The sequence below is a fragment of the Brumimicrobium oceani genome (assembly GCF_003143775.1).
In the GTDB taxonomy this organism is placed as follows: Bacteria; Bacteroidota; Bacteroidia; order Flavobacteriales_D; family Crocinitomicaceae; genus Brumimicrobium; species Brumimicrobium oceani.
The window spans coordinates 70,226-94,001 of sequence record NZ_QFRJ01000012.1 but is presented as its reverse complement, the minus strand read 5'-3'; the positions used below and the strand labels follow the sequence as shown (position 1 = coordinate 94,001).

Here is a 23,776-nt window from a genome sequence, read left to right as displayed (position 1 = left end):
TAATTTCACTTTCAACAGTGGAACAGGAAAGGTTGAATTGACGACTGGATTAAATCCTGGAGTAAATACCGTGAGAATTAGCGTGACCAATGTTCACGGAAATGCTTTCGATGAAACTCAGATTGTTTACAGAAAGAAGGAAAAACCAACTCCGCCAACCGTACAAATTGTTACGCCAAATGCAAATCCGTTCAACACCGTGCAAGCAACACAAAACATTGTAGCAACTACAAGTTTCATTGCTTTAAAACAACAAGTGGAAGTACGCGTGAATGGAACAACAACAAATAATTTCACTTTCAACAGTGGAACAGGAAAGGTTGAATTGACGACTGGATTAAATCCTGGAGTAAATACCGTGAGAGTTAGCGTGACCAATGTTCACGGAAATGCTTTCGATGAAACTCAGATTGTTTACAGAAAGAAGGAAGAGTTAAAGCCACCTTTTGTAACTTTTGCTGCCCCTTTAAACGGACAGCCTGCAGTAACTCAAGCAAAGTATAGAATGAGCGCAAGGGTAGATAATATTAACTCAAAATCAGAGGTTCAGGTCTATTTCAATGGGCAAGTCATCAATCCAAGTGAGTACACTTACAGCTTGCAGTTCAAAACCATCAACTTCAAAACAGATTTAAAATTCGGGATGAATACATTTGTGGTAAAAGCCTCTAATTTAGCAGGAACCCACCAAGCAAGTGCTAAAATAGAACTCAAAAGAAATAATTTAGAAGAAGACGCTGGGCAAGTTGGGATCGAAAATAAACCCTGCGACTTACCAGAAATAAGAAATTCTGTTCCCCAAAGCACAAACTACTCTTCTGAGGTGGAAACTTTTAGTGTGCGTGCTTTCATTGAAAACATCAATAATGTCAATCAGATCGAAGTATATATCAACGGCAGAATTGTTGACGGTTATCTTTACAATGAAAAAACCAAAGTTTATTCTCATAAGATAAAACTAACTGCACGTCAGACCAAATACCTCATTAAAATCACGAATGATTGTGGTACCATAGAAAAGGAATTTACCTTTATTTATGACCCAGCTGAAACTTGTGGGGTAAGCTTCGATATGAAGAATAAGTATGCCGAATTCTGCTTAGTTACACCATCTGGAACTTTTATCAGTGGTACTTTACTCTCCAATCCTAATTTCAGCTATAAAGGAAAAGCTTCCTCACTTTATTTTAAAGCAACCGAAAACGGAAAAGCGGAGGTAAACGGAAAAGACTACACTTTGGTGAGTGGAAATTATTATCACTTTGCGGGTATCTTAACTGTTGATATTGGGAAAAACAAAGCTGGCTATTCAGGAAAATGGAGTGTTTGCATTGAATCACCCAGACTACCAATATTTGGAACAGGGAGCTCAAAACCTTCCAATCCTTGCGAAAACGCAACAAATAAAAAACCAAATACAGAATCTCGACCAAATGTTAGAGAAAAACCAGAATCGGGAAAAGTGAACACGGAAAGCAAACCTCCAATTAGGAAAAAACCAACGACAACAAAATCAAGTACTAAGGAGGACCAACCGGAAACAGAAAAAAAACCAAAACCAGAACCTCGAAACGTAAGGAGAAAAATATAGACTAAGAACAAAGAAAGAGATCAAGAGAGGTCTCTTTCTTTGTTTCAAGCCCTTAATCCCTAAATATTCTGCAAGGTAGATCAAAAGATTCATGATTTCATGCACTTATTCTAGCACAAGAGCAATTCGAAGTGTTATATTTGCCACCGTGCAACTATTTTTTAGGCTGCATCGTCTAATTTTAAAATGTATATTATGCTAAAAAGAACCATTCTATTTTTCCTGCTTTCGGTAGCCTTCTATGGTTATTCCCAGGAAAACCACGACAAAAGATTACTTGAAAGATATTCGAACGAAGAATTAACAAGTATGCAAAACAACAATCCTGAAGAATATGAAATCATTGTTCACGCTTTAAAAGTGGGGATTTCCATTGGCGACATTCAGGATGGTAAAGGAAAAGAGATTGTATATAATGGAGAACTTGACAAAGACCCAAGTTTAGATCATACTTACATCAGTTTAGGCCTAGAATTGAAAGATGACGCCTACCAATACTACAAATTTAAAGGAACAAATAAAATGGTAATTGTTCGCCCAAAAAATTACATCACCAAAATTAAATAATTATGAAAATATTATATTCAGTATTAACTATTTTGTTGTCTGTAGCAGTTTCTTATGGTCAATTTAATATTTCAGGGCCCAATTATCCGCCTTCAAATCCAATAACGTGTGCTACAAATTCAGACATTACAGCTGTTAACTTTTTTGATGATGGTGGTGCAGCAAGTGACTATGCTCCCGGCCAAACGCAAGTGGTAACTATTTGTCCAGACATGACGGGTGGAACACCAAAAATTCAAGCTTCTTTTGGAGGAACAGGTTTCTCTTGGGATGTTCATTCCAGTGATGAACTGAGAGTTTACGATGGACCTACCACTGGCGCTAATTTAATTGGAACTTACAACAATGCTAACTCACCTGCAGGTTTTGTAGCTGTTGCTTCATGGGCCAATGCTTCAGGATGTTTAACCTTCGAATTTGTCACAGATGGTGCTAACGAAGGAACTGGATGGGAAGCAAATATTGCATGTGTTTCTCCACCTCAAGATATGGAACTACATATTGAAGCTTTTGTAAACAATTCAACTACCAATGATTTATTTCCTCTAGACACAGGATATGTTGATATCTGCCAAGGCGATTCAGTTTTATTTGTAACCAACCCTGTTTTTCCTTATTCATTAGAAAATTCAGGAACTGGATATTCACAAAACATTACAAACGTTGACTTTTTATGGGAGTTTAGTGATGGTACTGTTGGACCAAATAATGACAGTGTTTGGTATGTTCCAAATGGTCAAAACGGAGTTTTTGTGCAATTAACAGCGACTGATTTGTATCCTCATAACACCTCAATAAGCGCCAAAGTTCGAATCAGTACTACACCAGTGTTTAATACTTCCGGACCAATTGAAGATTCTGTATGTTTTGGTTTAACAACAGATTTAATTGGTGGGGTTACAAATTCAGATACATCTGGAGTGAACATTCCACCAAATAGTTTTCAATTAGGTGGTAATTATGCTGGCTTGACCTTCTTACCTGATGGAAGTGGAAATATCTATACAACTGATATTAATATGAGTGGATTTCCTGCGGGTTCAGTTGTAACCTCTGCTGCAGATGTACAGCAAATGTGTGTAAATATGGAACACAGTTTCTTGGGAGATTTAGAAATGTGGCTGACCTGTCCTAATGGAACAGATGTGCTTATCTTTAATTCTTATGCCGCAGGTGGAACTTATCCTGGAGGTTTTGGAGGAGGTGGAACTTTCCTTGGCGAGCCTAATGATGGATTTGGTGCTCCTGGCCCAGGAAACGGGTATGAGTATTGCTTTTCTTCAGTAAACAACAACTGGGGAACATTCGCAACAGATTATCAAGCTAACACTATTCCAACAGGCCCAGGAGCTCCTACAGCAGGAAATACTGTAGACCCAAATGGTATTTATGCCCCAGAGGCAACATTTGCAGACTTCGCGGGTTGCCCTTTAAACGGTACTTGGACATTGAACGTTCAGGACAGCTGGGGAGGTGATGATGGTTACATTTTCGAATGGGGAATTTTCTTCGAACCATCACTTTACCCAAACAATGAAACTTACCAAAACACAATTGTAGATGCGTTCTGGACTCCAGATCCTACAATGGTTTCTAACCCAGCAAACGATACAGTTGTTTCTGTTGCACCTCCAGGAATAGGAGATTACCTCTATACTTTCAATGCAACTGATGATTTCGGGTGTTCTTACGATACAACTTTAACATTGCATGTTTTAGATACGCTTATTGATGTTACTACATTTGACCAATCTTTAGTTTGTCAAACAGATAGTGTTTTATTAAGATCTCAAGCTACAGGAACAGTTGAACCATTTGATTTTGCATGGGAAGGTGGTCAAGGAACTACAGGAGTAATGGCAGATACAGCATACTTCAGTGCTTTAGAGAATGGTGTTTTTGAATATCCATTTACAGTAACTGATGGTTGTGGATTTATAGTCAATGACACCGCCACAATTACCATGAACCAAACCTTAGCCATTGATACATTGATTCAATATATGGCCGATTGCGGCGAAGAAAATGGAGCGGTTTCTGGTATAGGAAGTGGATTTACAGGAACACCTAAATACAAATGGAAAGGCCCGGGGACTACTTTAGATAGCATAACCGCTTCTGTTTGGCCAAACAAACCAACAGGATGGTATTACTTTACTATTCAAGATGATGTTTGTATTGTAAGTGATAGTCTGTTCTTAGAACAAGATCCACCACCAACAGCAAGTTTTGATGCTAATCCTGAGTTTGGTTACGCACCACTTGATGTTACTTTTATAAATAACTCAGACCCTGCGACAACCTATTACTGGGACTTCGGAAATGGCGAATCAGCGATTGTTAACAACACAGACGACCAAAGTACCACATATCTAACACAAGGAGTTTATACGGTAACCTTAACTACAGAAAAAGGTGCATGTACAGATGATACAACGCGTAATATTGTTGTTACCCTTCCGCTGATTTATGAATTACCGAATGTATTTACGCCAAACGGTGATGGTGATAATGACTTCTTCACTATGAACGTAGAAAATGCACAAAGCGTAGAATTAGTTATTGTGAATCGTTGGGGTAATCTTGTTTTCGAAAGCACAGATATAAATGCAATGTGGAACGGTGAGGTAAACAACTCTGGTACCGAATGTTCTGACGGGACTTACTTCTATACCTTTACAATTGTAGATTTAACGGGACAAGAGAGAAAAGAACATGGATTTGTTCAATTGGTTAGAGATAACTAAAATTTCATAGTCAAACTTGATACTAACGAGGGGCAGTTTTGCTCCTCGTTTTTTTATGGAAAATCATAAGCTTACATTTAAATTAGCAATCAGATTTAATCTTTTAAAACCACTTTATAGCCAAAAGCTTTAACTGGAATTCTAACATTGATGTCATTCAAAATTCCTTCTTTTAAAAGCTTGAATTCTTCTTGAGAGTGGAAAACAAACTCCTCCCAATCATTTCTACTTGGTGTTTTATTGATTGCGTATTTCCAATGGTAGAATGCCAAAGCTAAAAAGCGCTCTTATCTTCTTCATTCTAATTGTAACCATTTATTTCCTAACAAGTTGCTTAAAGCCTGTCAATAATCGATTTATAAAAATCTATCAACGCCTTTGCAGCTCCAATTTTATCTTTTAAATGCAAGTGATATTCGGTTTTGATGAATAATGAATTATCGATTATTTCTGTTTTAATTGTTGGTTCAAAAAGGTTTTCTTTCGCTATATCTTTCATACCAGAAAAACCCAAAGCTTCGTCAAGAAACAATTTATTTTGAACAGTCTTAGATTTTACGCTAAAGTACCTTTTTCTCATGCAAAATAGATTCCTAAGGTGATTTCTACTGCTTATCTCAAAGTCTGGAAGCATTCCATTTAATACCTCCATTTCAACAGTCCCCGTATTACTTGCTCCATACTCATTGATCAGCGTTATTTTGTGATTATTATAGGGAATAGAAACCATAAGTCTACTCATTGTAACGGACACACCAGTTCCTAGGAGTTTGGCTTTGTACTCTTGATGTTCTATGCTTGCACCATCATAAGCCGCAGTTAATAATTCGTATTCTTTTATCACTATGTTATAATATTTCTTAATCTTAAACCCATCTAATTTAAGTATAGATATTCACCAATTTTCGTCAATTTTACAATTATGATTATTTCGTTTTCCACAAAAGAAGAATCAAAAAGAATGGAAGAGGAACGCTTTTTAGATTTGACTCCTTCGGAAAGACTCATGGAGTTATCAACTGTCCTATTCCGTGCAACTCTTTTCTAAAAATGTGACTCATAAAAATAAATGCCTATCCGATACTTTACCAGTAAATATATCTAACCCAACCATAATGTGATTCAGCGTTAAACTAACAAGATCCTTCGCAAATTTCTTTTTTCAAATGGTTGAAAAAAGAAATCCGCTTCAGAATGCCATTAAGTTAGGGACATATTTCAATTGAGAGGGGAAAAGCAAAAGCGCTTTAGCGCTTTTGCTTTTCCCCTCTCAATTGCCTCCCAACGCCTACAACTGTCATCCTGACTAGGGTTGGAAATCTTAATTTTTAACCCGGGAAGGATCTGGCCTAGTTAAATAGAGTACCTTATTATTTCATTTTTCAATTTCTCTTCTTCCGTTTATTCCATTTAAAATCTCTTCTATTTACCAGGATAAATCGTGCGTTGATGAACAATTGATTGGTTTCTGTGAAGAGTTTAGAAGGCGTTAAAAACATATACCCTGCTCTTACATGCAAACCAAAAATCTTGTAACCAATAACCGGAGCAATTCCGTAGCGTTCCGTTTTGAAATTAGAACGTAATGTAACATCAAAACCATAAGTTAAATCGAAACGACTTGCTTTGTGCCAATAACCTGCATTTACTCCTAAAGCATTGTTTGGTATATTGTATTCCAGTCCAGCATGTAAAGCATTTGTTTTTGGTCTTTTAAAATTGATTTCTTTAAATTGTGCTTCCATACCAATTTCCCCCACTAAGAATTTACCTTGTTGAAGTCCAAAATAAGGACCTAACTTCCTAACACTCGGATCTAATAAAGGCTTTTTATTTGATTTTTGAGCAGAAATAGGCAGGCTTATTAGTACTAAGCCCAGCATTAAAAAAAGTTGAAAAATGTACTTCAATTTTATTGTTCATTGGTGTTTAAGGAATCTCGATATTGCTCTTTTAGCATCTTCAAATCGTCCATTGTTAAGCCTAGGCTATCTGCATTCCTTTTAAGCAATTCCATGTCATCCAAGTTAAAATCGTATTCTTTTGAAAGGGTTTCATTAACGCTATTCTTTAACCAAATTGTACTTTCTTCAATGGCAGGAATGGTTGCAGATGCTGTTATTTTTACGGGGTCATACAAATAAGATTCCTCTTTTACATCTAGCGGAATAAAACTACCTCTTTCATCGTAGGTTTCAATCAAAATAATTAAAATTGACAAAGTATAAAGCATTTTAATGACTCCGAAGAATAAGCCTAAAATTTTATTAACTGGACTAAGGTTCACTACTTTCAGCATGCGTTCAATCATCTTTCCAGCGAAATAAACCATGGCACCAACCGCTAAAAACGTGAGGGTAAACGCAACAACGGGAAGATATCTACCTTCAATATTAATTTTGTCTTTAATTAAGTCTGATGTCCAATCTGAAAAATGAATACCAGCATATATTCCCACCAATAAAGCCAGTAAAGTAAAAACCTCCACGATTAATCCCTTTCTAAAACCCACCCAAGCGGCGTACATTAGCGGTACAATAATGACAATATCAACAAAATTCATAAGGCTAATTTACAACACTATTATTTAGCAGTTCTCCTGCGTTTAAAATGTTGCTAACAATAGACCTTTGATTTGTTCAGTTTTCGATAGCTTTTTGTAGTCGTTCACTTCGACAAGTTCAATCAACGGTCATCTCTTCGGAATCATTCAATTAGCCATTCACAGAGCATAATCTCACTGACTGAGGCTGCCGAAAGCAGTGAAGGCGTTGAAGGCATTGAAAGTAAGACAGTGCTTTGTCTTTTTAAAGCGATTAATCAATATTGGTGAAAACCTGTTGAATATCGTCGTCGTCTTCAATTTTGTCAAGGAGTTTTTCTATTTCCAAAGTTTGCTCTTCATTCAAATGAATAGGTGCTGTTGCAAACCTTCTCAATCCAGAAGTTGTTACTTCAATATTCTTTTCTTCCAAGGCCGCTTGAAGTGTTCCAAAACTGGTATAATCTCCATAAATAGTAATTACACTGTCTTCATCTTGTTCAATTTCTTCCAATCCAGCATCAATAAATTCAAATTCCAATTCTTCAATATCCAGACCTTCAGATTCTTTGATTTCGAAAACTGCTTTACGATTAAACATAAATTCGATAGAACCATTAGGAACCACTTGTCCGCCTGCTTTGTTGAAATAAGACTTCACATTCGCAACAGTTCTGGTGGTATTATCCGTAGCGCATTCAACATAAATTAAAACTCCATGAGGAGCTTTCCCCTCATAGTTTACTAATTCATAATTTTCGACATCTTTTGAAGTTGCTCTTTTAATAGCTTTCTCGATGTTGTCTTTAGGAACATTTTTTGCTTTCGCATTTTGAATTGCCGAGCGCAGCGTAGAGTTCATAGCTGGATCTTCTCCGCCTTCCTTTGCCGCCATCGTTATTACCTTTAATAATTTTGGAAACAACTTAGACATTGCACCACTTCTCTTTTCCTTAGAAGCTCTTCTTACCTCAAATGCTCTACCCATAATGCTTATTCGTTTTTTTACAAACCAAATGTACTATTTTTAAACGATAAAAAATTGACTTGTGTTTTGATTTTTTTATCCCATTACAAAAATAAGGGCAGACCTGCGTCCACCCTATTTCTTATTATAATGAATTCAAAAACAAACTACCTCAAAAATTGACAGAATAGCTTAAAATTTATATCCAATAACTATTGCGAAGTTTCTTGGAGTAACACGATTGATAAACCTTGTTCGATAAGCATCATATCCAACAGTATTCATAATATTATTAGCCAAAATCCTCACATTGAAATTTTGCAAAGTCTTATCTTTTACATTTTTAAAGTCATAATTTACTTGAGCATTCAATAATGAGTATGCTTTATTATTCCATGGCTCTACATTTGGAGAAATTCCGTGGAAGTCTACATTACTCTGTGTCCAATCATTGTAAGGTCTTTCGCCTAAATAATAGAATCCAGCACCTAAAGACAGTCCCTTTAAAGCCTGGTTTTCGAAAGAATAATTTAAGTATACATTTAGCGTGTGATCTGGTGTTCCATTTGGCGAAGAGCCTGGCACAAAGGTCGTGTGCTCTTTGTATTGCGCATCAATATAAGAGTATCCAATTATTAATTCTAAGTTCTCCAATAATCGACCAACAAGCTCTATTTCTACACCTTTTCTTTCATCATTTCCTCCTTGAAAATAATAATTTTGAAGCTCAATTAGTCCTGTTACAGGGTTTTCTTTGGCCGCTTGAATATTCATACCTTTATTAGTAATGAAGTAATAAGTTGCGTTAAACCTCAAACGGTCTTTAAACCATGATGATTTTATTCCCGCTTCAAATTGAGAAATAGTTTCATTTCCTAAAGGATTGCCATCTATATCAAGATAGGCCGCTGTTCGTGGATTTGTGCTGTTGGTATAAGAACCAAACAAACTCAATTCCTTCCAAACCTTGATCATCGCACCGGTCACAGGATTAATAAAAGTTTCTGTAGTGTTTGCATTCGCTAAAGGACTATAGCTATTTGAAGTTCCAAAACGTACACCACCAAAGAGTCTAACCCGTTCTCCAATTTGCAAAACTTCTTGCGCTGAAACACCAATACCACTTGTGGTTGATTCTTGGGTGTCAGTTAATGTAAAATCTTCTATATCCGCTCCTAAATCATTGTTCACTTCATTGGTAACATTTATTGTATCAACGACTAATGAATTAAAACTACTTGTTGTTAAATCCGTCGATCTGTAGTCAATACCTGCCTGAAAAGTGTGCTTAAAAATGCCTGTTTTAATTTTATGTCCTATTAAATCCATTTGGATAACCATACTTTTGTCATGTCTAGCATTATTTTTCCCAATTGATCTTTTGTACATCGAATTTTCAAAAACATTGATGTCTAAACTATCATTTCTATCCAAAGCATTAAGAGAAGAAACAACGGCATCTGAATTATAATCTGCGAAGTAAGCTGCACCCCTCAAGTATAATTTTGGAGAAAGGTCTCTTCTGAAACGTGCAGTATAAGTTGTAGTTTTCTGAATTGCATTGTTCCCTCTAAACCCTAAAAAGCGATCCATTGGCAATTCATATATAGCATTGGTTAAATTGTCCTGATCCATGTTTACAGTTCCGGGATCAAAAGCCCTTACATCGTCCAGGTAATCCAATTCTAAGATGATTTCTGTTTTATTGTCAGGTCTAAAAGCCAAAGAAGGATTAATATAGAACTTTTCTTGTCCAATTCCTTCAATGTTCTGGAATGTTCGGATGTTTTCATAGGCTCCATTTATTCTGAATGAAACTCTACCCTCCTTTCCTATAACATTTTCGACATCGAATGTAGGTCTAAATTGATTAAAAGAGCCCACTCTCATCGATACATTTCCTCTGTTCTGGAATTTAGGAGATTTAGTCACAATGTTTATAATACCACCTGGACTCCCTAAATCTGTAGCCGCACCCATTGTAATAGAATTTGCTCCTTTCAAAACTTGAATTGATTCAACACCAGAAAAATCCGTTGAAAAACCTGACCCTCTAAAATCAGTATGAATTCTAACTCCATTTTTCAAGACCGGAATTCCACGAAAACCACGGGAAGACATACTTTCTCTAACACCACCATATGTTGCATAAGTATAAATACCGGCAACGTTTCTTGTAGCCTCGGAAATACTTAAATTCCCTTGTTGTTCAATTAGCTTTTCAGATATAATAGAAATACTCTGAATTTGCTCTGTTGGCAATAATGGCAAGCGGGTAATAGCATCCAGTTTATCGGGTTGCTTTTCTTTTATTCCAAAGACCTCCATTTGATCAAGTACTTTTACTGGAAATGAAAGCGTTTTATTGAATACAGTAGTTTCAGAATTTACGATTAAATCATTTTCTTCAGGGATGAATTTCTCGCTATTAAATTGAACAGAATATGAACCGTATGGAATTCCAGTTAATATGTAATTCCCATTTTCATCAGAATAAGTATTAACAGCCAATTCACTTATAAGAATATTAACCCCAGCTATAGGCAGTGGTTTACTTGAAGTAACTTTTCCATAAACAACACCTGTTTGACCCCAAGTCATATTATTAAAACAAAAAATTAGGAACGAAACTAAAATGCTCTTTGATATAATATTTAAATTTTTCATGTTATTGTTATTTAGACTAATTATAAATAATCGTTATTTTCGGAGACAAAAGTAGAGGATTTAAACACAAATTAACATCCCCTTTTTATGGTATTTATTGAATAATAGTGCCCAAAAGCTAATGTTTATTGAAAACAATTCATGAAATCAATCTCGTTAATACAGATAACTTAACCGCTGACGCCAAAGCAGTTAAAAATGTACCTAGCGCCTGACTACCAACACAAGGTAATTTATTGCATCGTAACAAAGAAAATTACCAACAATTTAGAAGAAAATTATTTAACAGATAAAAGTTGCTTTTTACTCAACCTTTGCAGTATATTAGAAGAAATGTAAAAGAATACAACAATGCTTGAGTTAAGTAAGAATATTCTAACGAAAGTTAGCTTTGACAGACAACTCTTTCAAAAGGAGTTAGAAAAATCTGTTAAATGGATCAATAAATCCGAAGATCTGCATTCTTTAAAAGAATGGTGTATGATTGAGTTTGGCCAACTCTACCCTTCAATTCTAAAAAAGGTTTTTTATAAGAAATAAAAAAAAGGAGCATTAATGCTCCTTTTTTAATTAGAATATTAAGTCCATAGAACATAGTTTAGGTCAACTCATATCTCGAGTTAGACCGAAAATGCGTTACCGCAATAATAACAGCCTAAAATAAGAACTGAGCCAGTTAAGATTACCCAAGTTTAGATTGATTTGTATCAGCAATATATATCAATTACTCCAATTTTTTATGATTCTTTTTTAGAATAAATCTCCTTGAGAACTAGCAGGTTTCTTTCCTAAATGCTCATAAGCCTTAGTTGTCACTTTCCTACCACGCTGCGTTCTTACTAAAAAACCTTCTTGAATTAAAAAAGGTTCGTAAACCTCCTCAATAGTTCCTGCATTTTCACCCACAGCAGTAGCCAAAGTAGTTATTCCAACAGGACCACCACTAAACTTTTCAATCAAAGCGGTAAGAAGTCGGTTATCCATTTCGTCCAAACCATTTTGATCTACATTGAGTGCAGTTAAGGCAATATTGGTAATTTCAATATTGATTGTACCATTCCCTTTTATTTGAGCAAAATCTCTCACTCTTCTAAGCAATGCGTTAGCTATTCTAGGTGTCCCCCTACTTCTACTCGCAATCTCATACGCTGCATCATGCTGAATAGGAATATCTAGTAAATCTGAAGAACGATTAATAATGGAGGTTAGAGTTTTAGCATTATAATACTGCAAACGAGCATTGATACCAAATCTAGCTCTTAAAGGTGCCGTTAATAGCCCTGAACGAGTAGTTGCGCCTATTAAGGTAAATGGATTTAATGCGATTTGCACAGTTCTTGCGTTAGGCCCTGAATCAATCATAATGTCTATCACAAAATCCTCCATAGCCGAATAAAGGTACTCCTCTATAACAGGAGACAGCCGATGAATTTCATCAATAAACAGAACATCTCCTTCACCCAAGTTCGTAAGTAAGCCAGCAAGATCTCCTGGTTTATCCAAGACGGGTCCAGAAGTTACCTTAAAACCAACTTCCAACTCATTAGCAATGATATTGGCCAAAGTCGTTTTACCCAAACCTGGTGGGCCATGTAGTAAAACATGATCTAAAGGTTCATTTCTCTGTTTCGTTGCTTGTACAAAGATTTGAAGATTCTCAACAATCTTTTTTTGGCCAGTAAAATCCTCTAACGACTTCGGACGTAAAACACGATCGAAATCAGAGTCTGGGTTGTTATTCTCCATTTTGTAATCAAAATCCTCCTCTTCTTCCACTTTCTTTATAATTGGTTATCAAATATAAGAAAAGCCCAGCACACAAAATGTACTGGGCTTTATAAATATTATATAATAAGACTAATGCTCTTCTTCACCCGGCTTTAATGGAACTGTTTGAGGAATAAAGTCCTCTTCCGCTCCTGGCTTAGAATAATCATAAGGCCAACGGTGAACAGTTGGTAATTCTCCAGGCCAGTTCCCGTGACCAGGAAGAGCTGTTGGAGTCGTCCATTCCAATGTATTTGACTTCCAAGGATTTAAAGGAGCTTTTGGACCTCTGAAAATACTGTAAAAGAAGTTAAAGAAAAAGAACAGTTGTCCGAACGCACCAATAATTGCGAAAACGGTAATAATTACGTTCAAGTTTAACATCATTTCACCCGCTGTAGGATTAAACGTATCAAAAATGGAGTTGTCATAGTATCTTCTTGGCGCTCCACCAATTCCTACAAAGTGCATTGGCAAGAAAACTCCATAACCACTTACAATTGTAGTCCAGAAGTGAGCATAACCTAATCGGTTATTCATCATCCTACCATACATTTTTGGGAACCAGTGATAAACACCAGCAAACATACCAAAGATAGCTGAAAGTCCCATTACGACGTGGAAGTGAGCGACTACGAAATAAGTATCATGAACTTGAATATCCAATGCAGAATCGGCAAGAATAATACCTGTAACACCACCTGAAATAAATGTAGAAACTAATCCTACTGCGAAAAGCATTGCTGGAGTAAATACAATTGATCCTCTCCAAAGAGTAGTTAAATAGTTAAATACCTTTACAGCAGAAGGAATTGCAATTAATAATGTCGTAAATACGAAAACACTACCTAAAAACGGATCCATACCCGACACAAACATGTGGTGTGCCCAAACAATAAAGGACAAGAACCCTATAGCTAATAACGATCCAATCATCGCACGATAACCGAAGATAGGTTTACGTGAATTAGTTGAAATCACCTCAGAGGAAATACCCAAAGCTGGTAGAAGTACAATATAAACCTCTGGGTGCCCTAAAAACCAGAAGAGGTGTTGATAAAGAATTGGTGAACCACCAACATTATCTAACATCTCACCTCCAACGATAATATCACTTAGATAGAAAGAAGTACCCATCACCCTATCCATGAACAATAACAACGCCGCAGATAATAAAACTGGGAATGCCAATACACCCACAATTGCAGTAACCAAGAATGCCCAAATTGTTAGTGGCAATCTAGTCATTTTCATTCCTTTCGTTCGAAGGTTTACAATCGTTGAAATGTAGTTCAAAGATCCAATCAAAGATGAGGCGATAAAAATAGTTAGGGATATTAGCCAAAGTGTCATTCCTAATCCAGATCCAGAAACCGCTTGAGGTAGCGCGGACAATGGAGGATAAACAGTCCATCCAGACATTGCAGGACCTGACTCAACAAAAAGAGAAGCCAACATGATAATGGAAGACAAATTGAACAACCATGCAGACATCATGTTAATAAATCCAGATGCCATATCTCTTGCACCAATTTGTAAAGGGATCAATACGTTAGAGAAAGTACCACTCAATCCTCCTGTCAAAACGAAGAATACCATAATAGTACCGTGTATTGTTACCAAACCAAGGTACATGTCTTGGTTAAGAATTCCCTCTGGCGCCCAACGGTCACCCAAAAACATATTTAAAAAGTCTGAAGATTCTCCAGGCCATGCTAATTGTATTCTAAAAAATACAGACAACATCATCCCTACAAGACCCATAAATATAGCAGCAAGCAAAAATTGCTTACCAATCATTTTATGGTCGTAGCTGAAGATGTACTTTGATACAAAGCTCTCTTCGTGGTGATCGTGTTCGTGAATTGCTTCTTGAGCTGCAGCTGCCATGTTGTAAAATATTTATTTATTGATAAATGATTAATTCTCTATAACTCTACTTGCGATTGACTCGTAGTACTCAAGCAATTTAGCTTCATTACCTTCAATCCAAGGTGTTCCATCGTAAGTTGCTTTTGTTTTCTGCCATTCTAAAAACTCTTTTGGTTCCAGTACTTTTACAGACATTTTCATTCTATAATGAGAACCACCACAGATTTTGTTACACAACATTGCGTACTCAAATTCTGGGTTGTTTAGTTTTCTCTTCATCTCATCAGAAGAAAAAATTGGCTGGAATTTAAAGTAAGTTGTCATCCCAGGAACGGTGTTCATTTGCATTCTGAAATGAGGGAAAAACGCACTGTGAATAACATCTTTAGAACGGAAGGAAAGGTTATATTTTTGTCCTTTCAACAATACTAAACTATCCTCTAAAATCACATCGTCATTTGCCAATTCATCCAAAGAATCAGAATAAGTAATAGACATCGCTTCCAAAAGTCTAGACATTCTCTCTTTTCTACCTAGCTCCGTCTCCAAGTTTTTACGTTCTTTCGCAGAAAGCATGATTGTACGATCATTCAACTGGTTTTCTAACCTCTCAATACCATTTTGACCAGGCTCTCCTACTTTCATTAAAGATAGAGAACGCTCTATGTTGTCCTTAGTCATAATAGCATAAGGATTCTCAGCAGTTGTAAGCTTATAATCGAACTTACCAAGTTCATTATTCATACCTGAGTAACGCGCAGTCCAAGCAAACTGATATGCAAATATTTCAATATTCTCGAATTCCGCACCCGCTTTTTCTGTGGTATCATTCCAAGTTCTCAATCCTAAAATAATGATCACTGAAAGCACAGCCGCTGGAATCACTGTCCAAACCATTTCTAGTTTATTATTGTGGGCATAGTAGAATGCTTTAACACCAGGTTTCCTTGCATACTTCCAAGCGAAAACAAATAACAACGTGTTTGTTAAGAAAAATACTGCAATAATAATGATCCAATTAAGGTCAAACAGCCAATCTATTTCTTGTCCATGTGCTGAAGCTGCTGGTCCCAAATCAACGTAACCATATTCCAGCATCATATAAATAAAACCAGCGTAAAGAGCAACCATGAAAACAAGCATCATGTTCGCGTTGAATTTATTTTCATTCTCGGGAATTTCTTCCTCTCTTCGTTTGGCCTGTTTGGCACTTAACTCACCTACTCGCACTAATTGTGCAATTGCAAGAACACCAAAAATGATCACCAATATTATAATCAACTTACTACCCATCTCTCTAAAATTAACTTATTCTAAATTTAAAAATTATATCTCGTGATGTAAAGATTCATCCAAAAACGGATGGTTCTTGCTCACCAATGGAGACTGTGATAACTTAAGCAAAATTACTCTCACGAAAAGCCCACAGAACAATACTGCCATACCGATTTCCATAAATCCAATACTTGCAGTTGGTCCCATTGAACCTCCCATAACCATAATCCAAACATCTAACCAGTGTCCCGCCAATATAACTAATCCTACAAAAGTAAGAATACCAGCGTGTCTTTTAGCATCTCTTGACATTAAAAGTAACATCGGGAAAGCAAAATTAATAATAAACATTCCAAAATAAAGAATTTTGTAGTGCTCAATACGCATTAAATAGTAAGTTGTCTCCTCTGGGATATTTGCATACCAGATTAGCATGTACTGAGAGAACCAAAGATAAGCCCATAGGAAAGAAGTAGCAAAAACCCACTTTCCGATATCATGGATATGGCTTTCGTTCACCTTAGGCAAATATCCAAGTTTCTTTAAATACAACAAGAGGATAATTGTAACCACCATGGCGCTTGTCCAAGAACCAGCAAAAACATACCATCCAAATAATGTAGAGAACCAGTGAATATCAATAGACATAATCCAGTCCCAAGAACTTGTTGAGCTAAAAATCGCGAAAAACACAAGGAAAAGAGCTCCTCTTCTGTAATTCTTAAAGTGTAACTGCTCTGCTAGATCTGGATTATTGTCCATTTCTAATGAACGTTTCATAAATCCTTTCCACATAATGTAGTAAATTGCTAAATAGGCAACAGTTCTAATCCAAAAGAACGGTGTATTCAGATAAGCTCCTTTGCCGGCAGAAAGAGCGTCATAATGTGAACCTCCTTCATTCATAACCTCAGGGTCCATCCACATATAAATATGAGAACCATTCGTAAATGTTAATGAAAGAAAAGTAATAACCAATAGTCCACTACCCATTGGTAAAAAGCCCGTAATTGCTTCTAACACCCTTTTGATATATACGTACCAACCTGACTCCGTTGCATATTGCAGAGCCAAAAAGAACAGCGCACTAATAGCAATTGAGAAAAAGAAAAAGCTGTTTGATAATAGGTTTCCTAAGAATTTTTGTCCAAGATGACCATCACCTGAAGCTGCGATTATTCCGATACCTGTAAATAGAACTCCAATCACCATAGCGGCTGTCGTCCATAATTTAGCCTTGTTTGAAACTTGATAATCCATTTTATGTAATAATTTTCTTAATTATAAAACTCTATTATTGTTCGCCATTTTCATCATCCGTAGATTCAGCTACTACACCAGTGTTTGCTGTTGCAGCACTATAGTCATCGTAACGAAGTTTATTGATGTGGTGAACAACAGTCCATATTTCTTTATTACTCAACAATGGTGCATGTGCTCCCATCATACCTTTTCCGTAATAAATTGAATAGAACACTTGTCCATCCGCTAGCTCCATAAGATTTGCGAAATTTGGTACACCTAAATAGGCTCCACTTTCCACCATTGGTCCTTTTCCGTCACCTTTCTCACCATGACAGTGAGCACAGTTCACGTTGAAAAGCTTCTTACCCTTAGCGAAGATTTCCTTCTCATTATCTTCAGTAAGCACAATTGGATTTTTATCTTCGGCAGCCTTAAAATAGTCTCCGATTGGATCTTCACTTATATTCCAACCATACTCCGCCTTCAAACCATGTGTTACAGGTGCAAAACTAGTAACCTGACGGTGGTATGGCAAGTGTAATTCCAAATCCTCTATATCCCCTTTATAAGGAATGGTGTACATTGGTGGGTGCTTTGCAGACTGCGACATCATCGCTTCAGTATTAATTTCCTCTTTAACCCAGCCGTAGTCTACATAAGTTTCAACTGCCGGAGAACGATACATATCTGGCATCCATTCCAACCCTGGTGAATCTGGATCTGAAACACAAGATGAAAGTGCTCCGATACCAATTGTTAGCACCAAAGCTTTTGCTGATATTGCCTTAAATTTCTTCTTCATGACTTATTTAATGTGTTTTTGATCTAATTCTACAATACCTGTCTCCATCAACATCTCTTCTAATTCCTTTTCAGAAAATTTACTGTTGTCGCTTAACCTCAATTCCATAACGAAACGATCATCTGTTGTACGTGGATCTGGATTCTCTGCTGGCATACCTGGTATTGTCTTATTTACCAAGAAATACGTAATTGCCATGGCGTGCGCAGCAAAAAGAACAGTTAACTCAAAAGTAATTGGAACAAATGCCAACATATTCTCTAGAAAAGAAAAGTTTGGTTTACCTCCAATATTCATCGGCCAGTCCGTAACCATCATATATCTCATTCCAATTAAGGCAAGCACTAATCCGGTTAAACCATATATAAAAGCCATAATACCCAGTCTCGTCTCCTTTAATCCAATAATTGGATCTAATCCGTGAATTGGAAATGGTGAGAATACATCTGCTACCTTAACTCCTTTTGCAACTAACTTTTTTGCACCATCTTTCAGCACATCATCATCGTTATACATTGCATAAAAAACTACGTTCGATCCCATGTCTTATTTATTATCGTTTTTTAATTTTTCTTCTGCTTCTGTTTTCCATACCAACAAGTTTGCTTGATTACCTGCTGCACCTAGATAGGCAGTTAACAAGCCCAGATCTGCGGTTGGATCTATTTTTGCAAGTTGAGCGAAGGTGTAAATTCCTATTTCGTTCAATTTCTTTTCTGTTGCATCCCCCAAACCAGTTAGTTCTTTCAAATTATCCTTATGCTCAGCATTAGTTACTCCTAAGGTTCCAACCATAGCAATTAAACTAGGATCAAGCGCCGGAGTTTCCTCTACAGAATTGCCAGCTGTATTAGTTTTACTTGCTGGTTTCATTTTGACATCCGCTAAGTGTTGTTCCTCAATTGAGAATGCCGGTGTTTTGGCGTCTCCATCTTTAAACGATTGACCTGAGGACTTCAAAATTGTTTTCACCTCATTTAAAGCTAAAACTGGGAAGTATCTCGTAAATAAAAGGAAAAACACAAAGAATAAACCAATAGTTCCCACAAATATTCCAATATCCACGTGCGTTGGATAGAACATGCTCCAAGAAGATGGAAGATAATCCCTGTGAAGTGTAGTTCCAATAATAACGAAACGTTCGAACCACATTCCGATATTCACAACTATAGCAATAAGGAAAGTAAAAGTTAAACTTGTACGCAGTTTTTTGAACCACATCAACTGTGGTGAAACCACGTTACATGTCATCATCGCCCAATAAGCCCACCAGTAAGGTCCAGTTGCTCTATTGATAAATGCATAGGCCTCGTACTCCACACCAGAATACCAAGAAACGAACAATTCAGTAATATAAGCTATACCTACAATTGATCCAGTAGACATAATAACAATGTTCATGTATTCAATGTGCTTCGTGTGGATGTAAGCCTCAAGGTTATAAGCCTTTCTCATGACCAACATCAATGTTTGCACCATAGCAAAACCAGAGAATACCGCTCCAGCTACGAAATATGGTGGGAAAATTGTGGTATGCCAACCAGGAATTACAGAAGTGGCAAAGTCAAACGATACAATAGAGTGTACCGAGAATACCAATGGAGTTGCCAAACCTGCAAGGATTAAAGAAACCATTTCAAATCGGCTCCATTGCTTTGCACGACCTGACCATCCGAAGGATAGCATTCCATAAATTTTCTTAGCAACCGGTTTTTTAGCTCTATCTCTAATTGTTGCGAAATCAGGAATCAATCCAATATACCAGAACACTAAAGACACCGATAAATATGTGGAAATCGCAAAAACGTCCCATAGAAGCGGTGAGTTAAAGTTTGGCCAAAGTGATCCAAATTGATTAGGTAAAGGCATTACCCAGTAAGCAACCCAAATACGACCCATGTGGATCAAAGGGAACAAACCAGCCATAAATACCGCAAAAATAGTCATCGCCTCAGCAGAACGGTTGATGGCCATTCTCCACTTCTGACGGAACAATAAAAGTACAGCGGAAATCAATGTTCCTGCGTGACCAATACCTACCCACCAAACGAAGTTAGTAATATCCCAAGCCCAGTTAATGGTCTTATTCAGTCCCCAAGTACCAATACCAGTACCCAAAAGATACAGAATACATCCTACTCCATACACACCAATGATGGCTGCGATAGCGAAAAGGACGTACCAAGTCTTTGGTGCTTTACCTTCAATTGGTTTACAAACATCCTCAGTTACCTGATGAAAGGTCTTGTGCCCCAGAACTAAGGGCTCTCTAATTGTTGCTTCCTTATGCATTACAATATATTTATTGTTTTAATACTTATAATTCAATTAATGACTTGCTTCTTCAGATTCTGCATGTCCATGATCACCTTCGTGCTCTTTAGCCATTTGAATACCTGCAAGAATATCATTTTCTTCGTTACGTACTTTAACTTTATACCACATGTTTGGCTTTAAACCAATTTCTTCAAGTGCTTGATAAGAACGTTTGTGATCTGCTGATTTTCTAATTTTAGAATTAACATCATTCCAGTCACCTACGATAATCGCATTTGTTGGACAAGCATCACCACAAGCTGTTGTAACATCTCCATCAGCCACTGGACGAGATTCTTTCTTAGCTGTTAACTTACCTTCTTGAATACGTTGTACACAGAATGAACATTTTTCCATTACACCACGTGTTCTCACTGTAACATCTGGATTTAATACCATACGTCCTAAGTCATCTTGTGCTGGATTCACTTCACCAAACTTCTTGTAAGATGGATAATTGAACCAGTTAAAGCGTCTTACTTTATAAGGACAGTTGTTTGCACAATAACGTGTACCAATACAACGGTTATATGTCATCTGGTTCAACCCTTCATTTGAGTGCGTTGTAGCAGATACTGGACAAACTGTTTCACATGGTGCATGGTTACAGTGGTGACACATCATTGGTTGGTGAACAACCTTTGGATTCTCAGCCGCAATTTCAAGTTCTTTATAAGAGAAATTGTCTTTGTCTTTACGCTGTCCAACAGTAGCTTCATCATTTGAGGCATAGTAACGGTCAATGCGCAACCAGTGCATTTCACGACCTCTTCGAACCTCGTCTTTACCGACCACTGGTACATTGTTTTCAGCCTGACACGCAACCAAACAAGAACCACAACCAATACATGCACTTAAATCAATAGTCATCCCCCAACGGTGACCAACATTCTCAACAGGATGAGCGTCCCACAAATCAAATTCGGCTAGTGGTGCTTGAACGTGCTTACCATTCTCATCGATTTTTTGAAGCATCCAATCTGGATTATACGCATCTTTTGATAGTGATGTATAAGTATCCAGTGTTGTTTCTCTTACGATAGAATTTCTCGCCATCACAGTTCTGTGAATTTGAGTTGTAGCTATTGGGTAATTCGTATTTTTATTTTCGATAGATCCTGCAGCGGTATACTCCATAGTACCTCCAGCAGTTTGGATCATTCTAAATGCATTTTTCCCTATTGGTTTTGGATTTCCGTTTTCGTCAGTAACATGTCCACCGTATTCTTTCGTTTGGAAAGCCGCCTTACCAATATTAGCGTTCCCTTCTCCTCTTCCGTATCCCAATGCGATACCTACAGTCCCAGGTGCTTGACCTGGTGAAGGATAAACTGGCAATTCGTAAGTAACACCTCCAACAGTAATTGAAGCTAGAGTACATCCGTGCTCTTGATCAATGTGTTCATTGTACCCTTGATCTTTCATGATCGTTGGATTCATGGTGATGTAATTATCCCAAGTCACCTTAGTAATAGGATCTGGTGTTTCTTGCAACCATGGATTTGCTGCTTGATCTCCTCGACCAATTGCCGCTTTTTGATATAAAACAACCTCTAACTCACCGGCTTCTGGCAACTGTTTAGCTACCTGAGAAAGTGCACCATCATTGAAACTTAAAGTTGATGGTGTAGACATTGTTTTTGTGAAAACAGAGTTATGAATGGTTTTATTCCAGAACACATCAAAATTTGATGATCCCGCAAATCCATTATTTGTCCAATTCTCTTTTATATAATTGAAATAAACTTTACTGTCTTTTCCTTCACGCTGTGCTTTTCCTGACCACACTAAGAAAGATTCTTGTGCTGCGACCGTATCATAAAGTGGTCGAATAGTTGGTTGCGCCAACGCATACTCATTCTCCTTTGGAGAGAAATCGTTCCATGATTCTAAAGCATGATGATCTGGAACCACAAACTTACAATTAGCAGCTGTCTCATCCATGACACCCGATAGAGATACCGTCAATGAAGTATTCCCAAGTGCTTCAGCTAAAGCCACACCATTTGGCGCAGTGTACACTGGATTTACACCATAGAAAAACACAGCATCTGGTCCTTTACCCGATACTACGTCATTTACAAATTTCATCATCTTGTCATCCTCAGATGCAAACATGTGAACAGGATTATTCAAATTAATTGTGGAGTTGTAGGCTCCAATTAAATGATTTGCTTTATTCACTAAAACTTGAACAGCAACGTTGTTTGATCCTGAAACGATCAATCCGTTACCCTTCTTCAAATCTTTGGCCATTTTCTTCACGTTGTCAGCACCTATTCTCTCAGGAATGGAAGCAGATACACCGCTAATTGAACCACCCAAATCTTTAACTAAAGCAGCTAACAATCCAGCTTCTTCAGAAGGCTTGATCATCATTCTAACATCAGCATTAGATCCAGTGATTGACATGTTTGACTCAATTTGGTAGTGCTTACTCATCCAATCTCCATCAGGATCGCGTCTTTGCGCATACTGCCCTGTATATTGAGTAGCCATTAGCCAAGTGCTTAAGAAGTCAGCACCAAAACTTACAATAGTTTTTGCTTTTGCAAAGTCATAATCTGGAATCACAGATTTACCAAAAGAAAGTTCGTTTGCTTTTCTGATACCCGCATAAGATACAGCGTCGTATTGAATATGCTCAAACTGAGCACCGGTTGCAGAGCTAGTTGACATTGCGGCAACCGCTGCATCCTCTCCGTTAAATACATCTTTTACCTTATCTACAACCTTACCTATTACGCCATTTTCGTCTTTCGCTACAACTGGAGTAGTTTTTGGTGATACACGACCTGTGATAGATCTTTCTAGCTCTTCAACTGCTTTATATGAAGAAGGAGAAGCAAGTGTGTTGGAGACAAGAACAACTTTACCCCCTTTGCTCTTAATTTTATTTAGTTCGGCAACAATTTCGCTATCAGCATCAGCTGTAGAAATTCCTTGGCCATCTTTAAATGCATATTGTAGCCTTGCTTCATTATACAAGGAGAGAACAGAAGCAATAATTTGCGGATTAACGTTTCCGTTTGTAAATCCAAAATCTTTGTTCCCTTTAATATAGATAGGACGCCCTTCTCTTGTCTTCACAAGAATGTTAGCGTAAGAATTACCGTCATAATACGTTGATGCGTACCATGTTGCTACTCCAGGAGTAACATCAACTGGTTTGTTAACGTAAGGAATAGCTTTTGTTACAGGAGCCTCACATGCCGCAATTGTAGCAGCAGCAACACTAAATCCTAAGAATTTCAAGAAATCCCTCCTTGGAGTTGATGATTCACTTAACTTTTCATCCGCTAAAAACTCATCAACACTTATATCTTGACTAAACTCTTGGTCTCTATTCTCGATAAATTCGGGAGTTTGATTTAACTCTTCAAGACCTTTCCAATATTTTTTGCTCATTGCCATATCT

At 37.1% G+C, this 23,776-nt stretch carries 17 protein-coding genes; 3 read left to right on the top strand and 14 right to left on the bottom strand.

Features of this window, described 5'->3' with window-relative positions; translation table 11 throughout:
* From DIT68_RS16450 to DIT68_RS13395, 3 genes are all read left to right on the top strand, one after another.
* Positions 1-1,591: hypothetical protein (locus DIT68_RS16450; protein ID WP_199223424.1), on the top strand; the 1,591-nt coding region annotated here is incomplete at its 5' end.
* 195 nt (positions 1,592-1,786) lie between these two features.
* The gene (locus DIT68_RS13400) at positions 1,787-2,158 is read left to right on the top strand and encodes a hypothetical protein (RefSeq protein WP_146194221.1); all 372 of its coding nucleotides are present in this window, start codon (positions 1,787-1,789) and stop codon (positions 2,156-2,158) included.
* Positions 2,159-2,160: 2 nt separating this feature from the next.
* A complete protein-coding gene (locus DIT68_RS13395; protein WP_109360324.1) occupies positions 2,161-4,905 on the top strand; it encodes a T9SS type B sorting domain-containing protein in 2,745 nt (914 codons plus the stop codon).
* Between the two features lie 95 nt (positions 4,906-5,000).
* Here the strand turns inward: DIT68_RS13395 and DIT68_RS16360 are convergent, their stop codons facing one another.
* The 14 genes from DIT68_RS16360 to DIT68_RS13325 all read right to left on the bottom strand — a co-directional run bounded on the left by DIT68_RS16360 (position 5,001) and on the right by DIT68_RS13325 (position 23,766).
* Positions 5,001-5,177 (bottom strand): hypothetical protein, encoded by a 177-nt coding sequence (locus tag DIT68_RS16360; protein ID WP_158276193.1) that lies wholly within the window; start codon positions 5,175-5,177, stop codon positions 5,001-5,003.
* Between the two features lie 62 nt (positions 5,178-5,239).
* Positions 5,240-5,749, bottom strand: coding sequence for a hypothetical protein (locus tag DIT68_RS13390; RefSeq protein WP_109360323.1), 510 nt, complete (start codon positions 5,747-5,749; stop codon positions 5,240-5,242).
* Between the two features lie 538 nt (positions 5,750-6,287).
* Positions 6,288-6,788, bottom strand: coding sequence for a hypothetical protein (locus DIT68_RS13385; protein WP_109360322.1), 501 nt, complete (start codon positions 6,786-6,788; stop codon positions 6,288-6,290).
* Between the two features lie 29 nt (positions 6,789-6,817).
* Complete coding sequence (locus tag DIT68_RS13380) at positions 6,818-7,468, bottom strand: CvpA family protein (protein WP_109360321.1); 651 nt, start codon at positions 7,466-7,468, stop codon at positions 6,818-6,820.
* Positions 7,469-7,721: 253 nt separating this feature from the next.
* On the bottom strand, positions 7,722-8,435 hold the full coding sequence (locus DIT68_RS13375) for a YebC/PmpR family DNA-binding transcriptional regulator (RefSeq protein WP_109360320.1): 714 nt from the start codon (positions 8,433-8,435) through the stop codon (positions 7,722-7,724).
* A 171-nt stretch (positions 8,436-8,606) separates the two neighbouring features.
* Entirely contained in the window at positions 8,607-11,015 is a 2,409-nt protein-coding gene (locus DIT68_RS13370) for a TonB-dependent receptor plug domain-containing protein (RefSeq protein WP_158276192.1), read from the bottom strand.
* Positions 11,016-11,831: 816 nt separating this feature from the next.
* Entirely contained in the window at positions 11,832-12,827 is a 996-nt protein-coding gene (gene ruvB / locus DIT68_RS13360; protein ID WP_109360342.1) for a Holliday junction branch migration DNA helicase RuvB, read from the bottom strand.
* 111 nt (positions 12,828-12,938) lie between these two features.
* Positions 12,939-14,738 (bottom strand): cytochrome c oxidase subunit I, encoded by a 1,800-nt coding sequence (locus tag DIT68_RS13355; RefSeq protein ID WP_109360317.1) that lies wholly within the window; start codon positions 14,736-14,738, stop codon positions 12,939-12,941.
* A gap of 30 nt (positions 14,739-14,768) precedes the next feature.
* Positions 14,769-16,013: a cytochrome c oxidase subunit II gene (locus DIT68_RS13350; RefSeq protein WP_109360316.1), complete on the bottom strand. Its 1,245-nt coding sequence runs from the start codon at positions 16,011-16,013 to the stop codon at positions 14,769-14,771.
* Between the two features lie 33 nt (positions 16,014-16,046).
* Positions 16,047-17,255, bottom strand: a complete 1,209-nt coding sequence (locus tag DIT68_RS13345; RefSeq protein WP_109360315.1) for a quinol:cytochrome C oxidoreductase — start codon at positions 17,253-17,255, stop codon at positions 16,047-16,049.
* 34 nt (positions 17,256-17,289) lie between these two features.
* The gene (locus tag DIT68_RS13340) at positions 17,290-18,042 is read right to left on the bottom strand and encodes a c-type cytochrome (RefSeq protein WP_109360314.1); all 753 of its coding nucleotides are present in this window, start codon (positions 18,040-18,042) and stop codon (positions 17,290-17,292) included.
* Positions 18,043-18,045: 3 nt separating this feature from the next.
* Positions 18,046-18,585: a DUF3341 domain-containing protein gene (locus DIT68_RS13335; RefSeq protein ID WP_109360313.1), complete on the bottom strand. Its 540-nt coding sequence runs from the start codon at positions 18,583-18,585 to the stop codon at positions 18,046-18,048.
* A gap of 3 nt (positions 18,586-18,588) precedes the next feature.
* A complete protein-coding gene (gene nrfD, locus DIT68_RS13330) occupies positions 18,589-20,340 on the bottom strand; it encodes an NrfD/PsrC family molybdoenzyme membrane anchor subunit (RefSeq protein WP_199223426.1) in 1,752 nt (583 codons plus the stop codon).
* A gap of 30 nt (positions 20,341-20,370) precedes the next feature.
* Positions 20,371-23,766 carry a TAT-variant-translocated molybdopterin oxidoreductase gene (locus DIT68_RS13325; RefSeq protein ID WP_158276191.1) on the bottom strand — a complete coding sequence of 1,132 codons (3,396 nt, stop codon included), beginning with the start codon at positions 23,764-23,766 and terminating at the stop codon, positions 20,371-20,373.
* Positions 23,767-23,776: the final 10 nt, after the last annotated feature.

Coding starts and splice junctions, on each gene's coding strand:
- ruvB (WP_109360342.1), bottom strand. CDS start 12,827: ATGGAGAATAACAACCCAGACTCTGATTTCGATCGTGTTTTACGTCCG.
- DIT68_RS13350 (WP_109360316.1), bottom strand. CDS start 16,013: ATGGGTAGTAAGTTGATTATAATATTGGTGATCATTTTTGGTGTTCTT.
- DIT68_RS13325 (WP_158276191.1), bottom strand. CDS start 23,766: ATGAGCAAAAAATATTGGAAAGGTCTTGAAGAGTTAAATCAAACTCCC.
- DIT68_RS13345 (WP_109360315.1), bottom strand. CDS start 17,255: ATGGATTATCAAGTTTCAAACAAGGCTAAATTATGGACGACAGCCGCT.
- DIT68_RS13355 (WP_109360317.1), bottom strand. CDS start 14,738: ATGGCAGCTGCAGCTCAAGAAGCAATTCACGAACACGATCACCACGAA.
- DIT68_RS13395 (WP_109360324.1), top strand. CDS start 2,161: ATGAAAATATTATATTCAGTATTAACTATTTTGTTGTCTGTAGCAGTT.
- DIT68_RS13400 (WP_146194221.1), top strand. CDS start 1,787: ATGCTAAAAAGAACCATTCTATTTTTCCTGCTTTCGGTAGCCTTCTAT.
- DIT68_RS13375 (WP_109360320.1), bottom strand. CDS start 8,435: ATGGGTAGAGCATTTGAGGTAAGAAGAGCTTCTAAGGAAAAGAGAAGT.
- DIT68_RS13335 (WP_109360313.1), bottom strand. CDS start 18,585: ATGGGATCGAACGTAGTTTTTTATGCAATGTATAACGATGATGATGTG.
- DIT68_RS13380 (WP_109360321.1), bottom strand. CDS start 7,468: ATGAATTTTGTTGATATTGTCATTATTGTACCGCTAATGTACGCCGCT.
- DIT68_RS13370 (WP_158276192.1), bottom strand. CDS start 11,015: ATGACTTGGGGTCAAACAGGTGTTGTTTATGGAAAAGTTACTTCAAGT.
- DIT68_RS13340 (WP_109360314.1), bottom strand. CDS start 18,042: ATGAAGAAGAAATTTAAGGCAATATCAGCAAAAGCTTTGGTGCTAACA.
- DIT68_RS13385 (WP_109360322.1), bottom strand. CDS start 6,788: ATGCTGGGCTTAGTACTAATAAGCCTGCCTATTTCTGCTCAAAAATCA.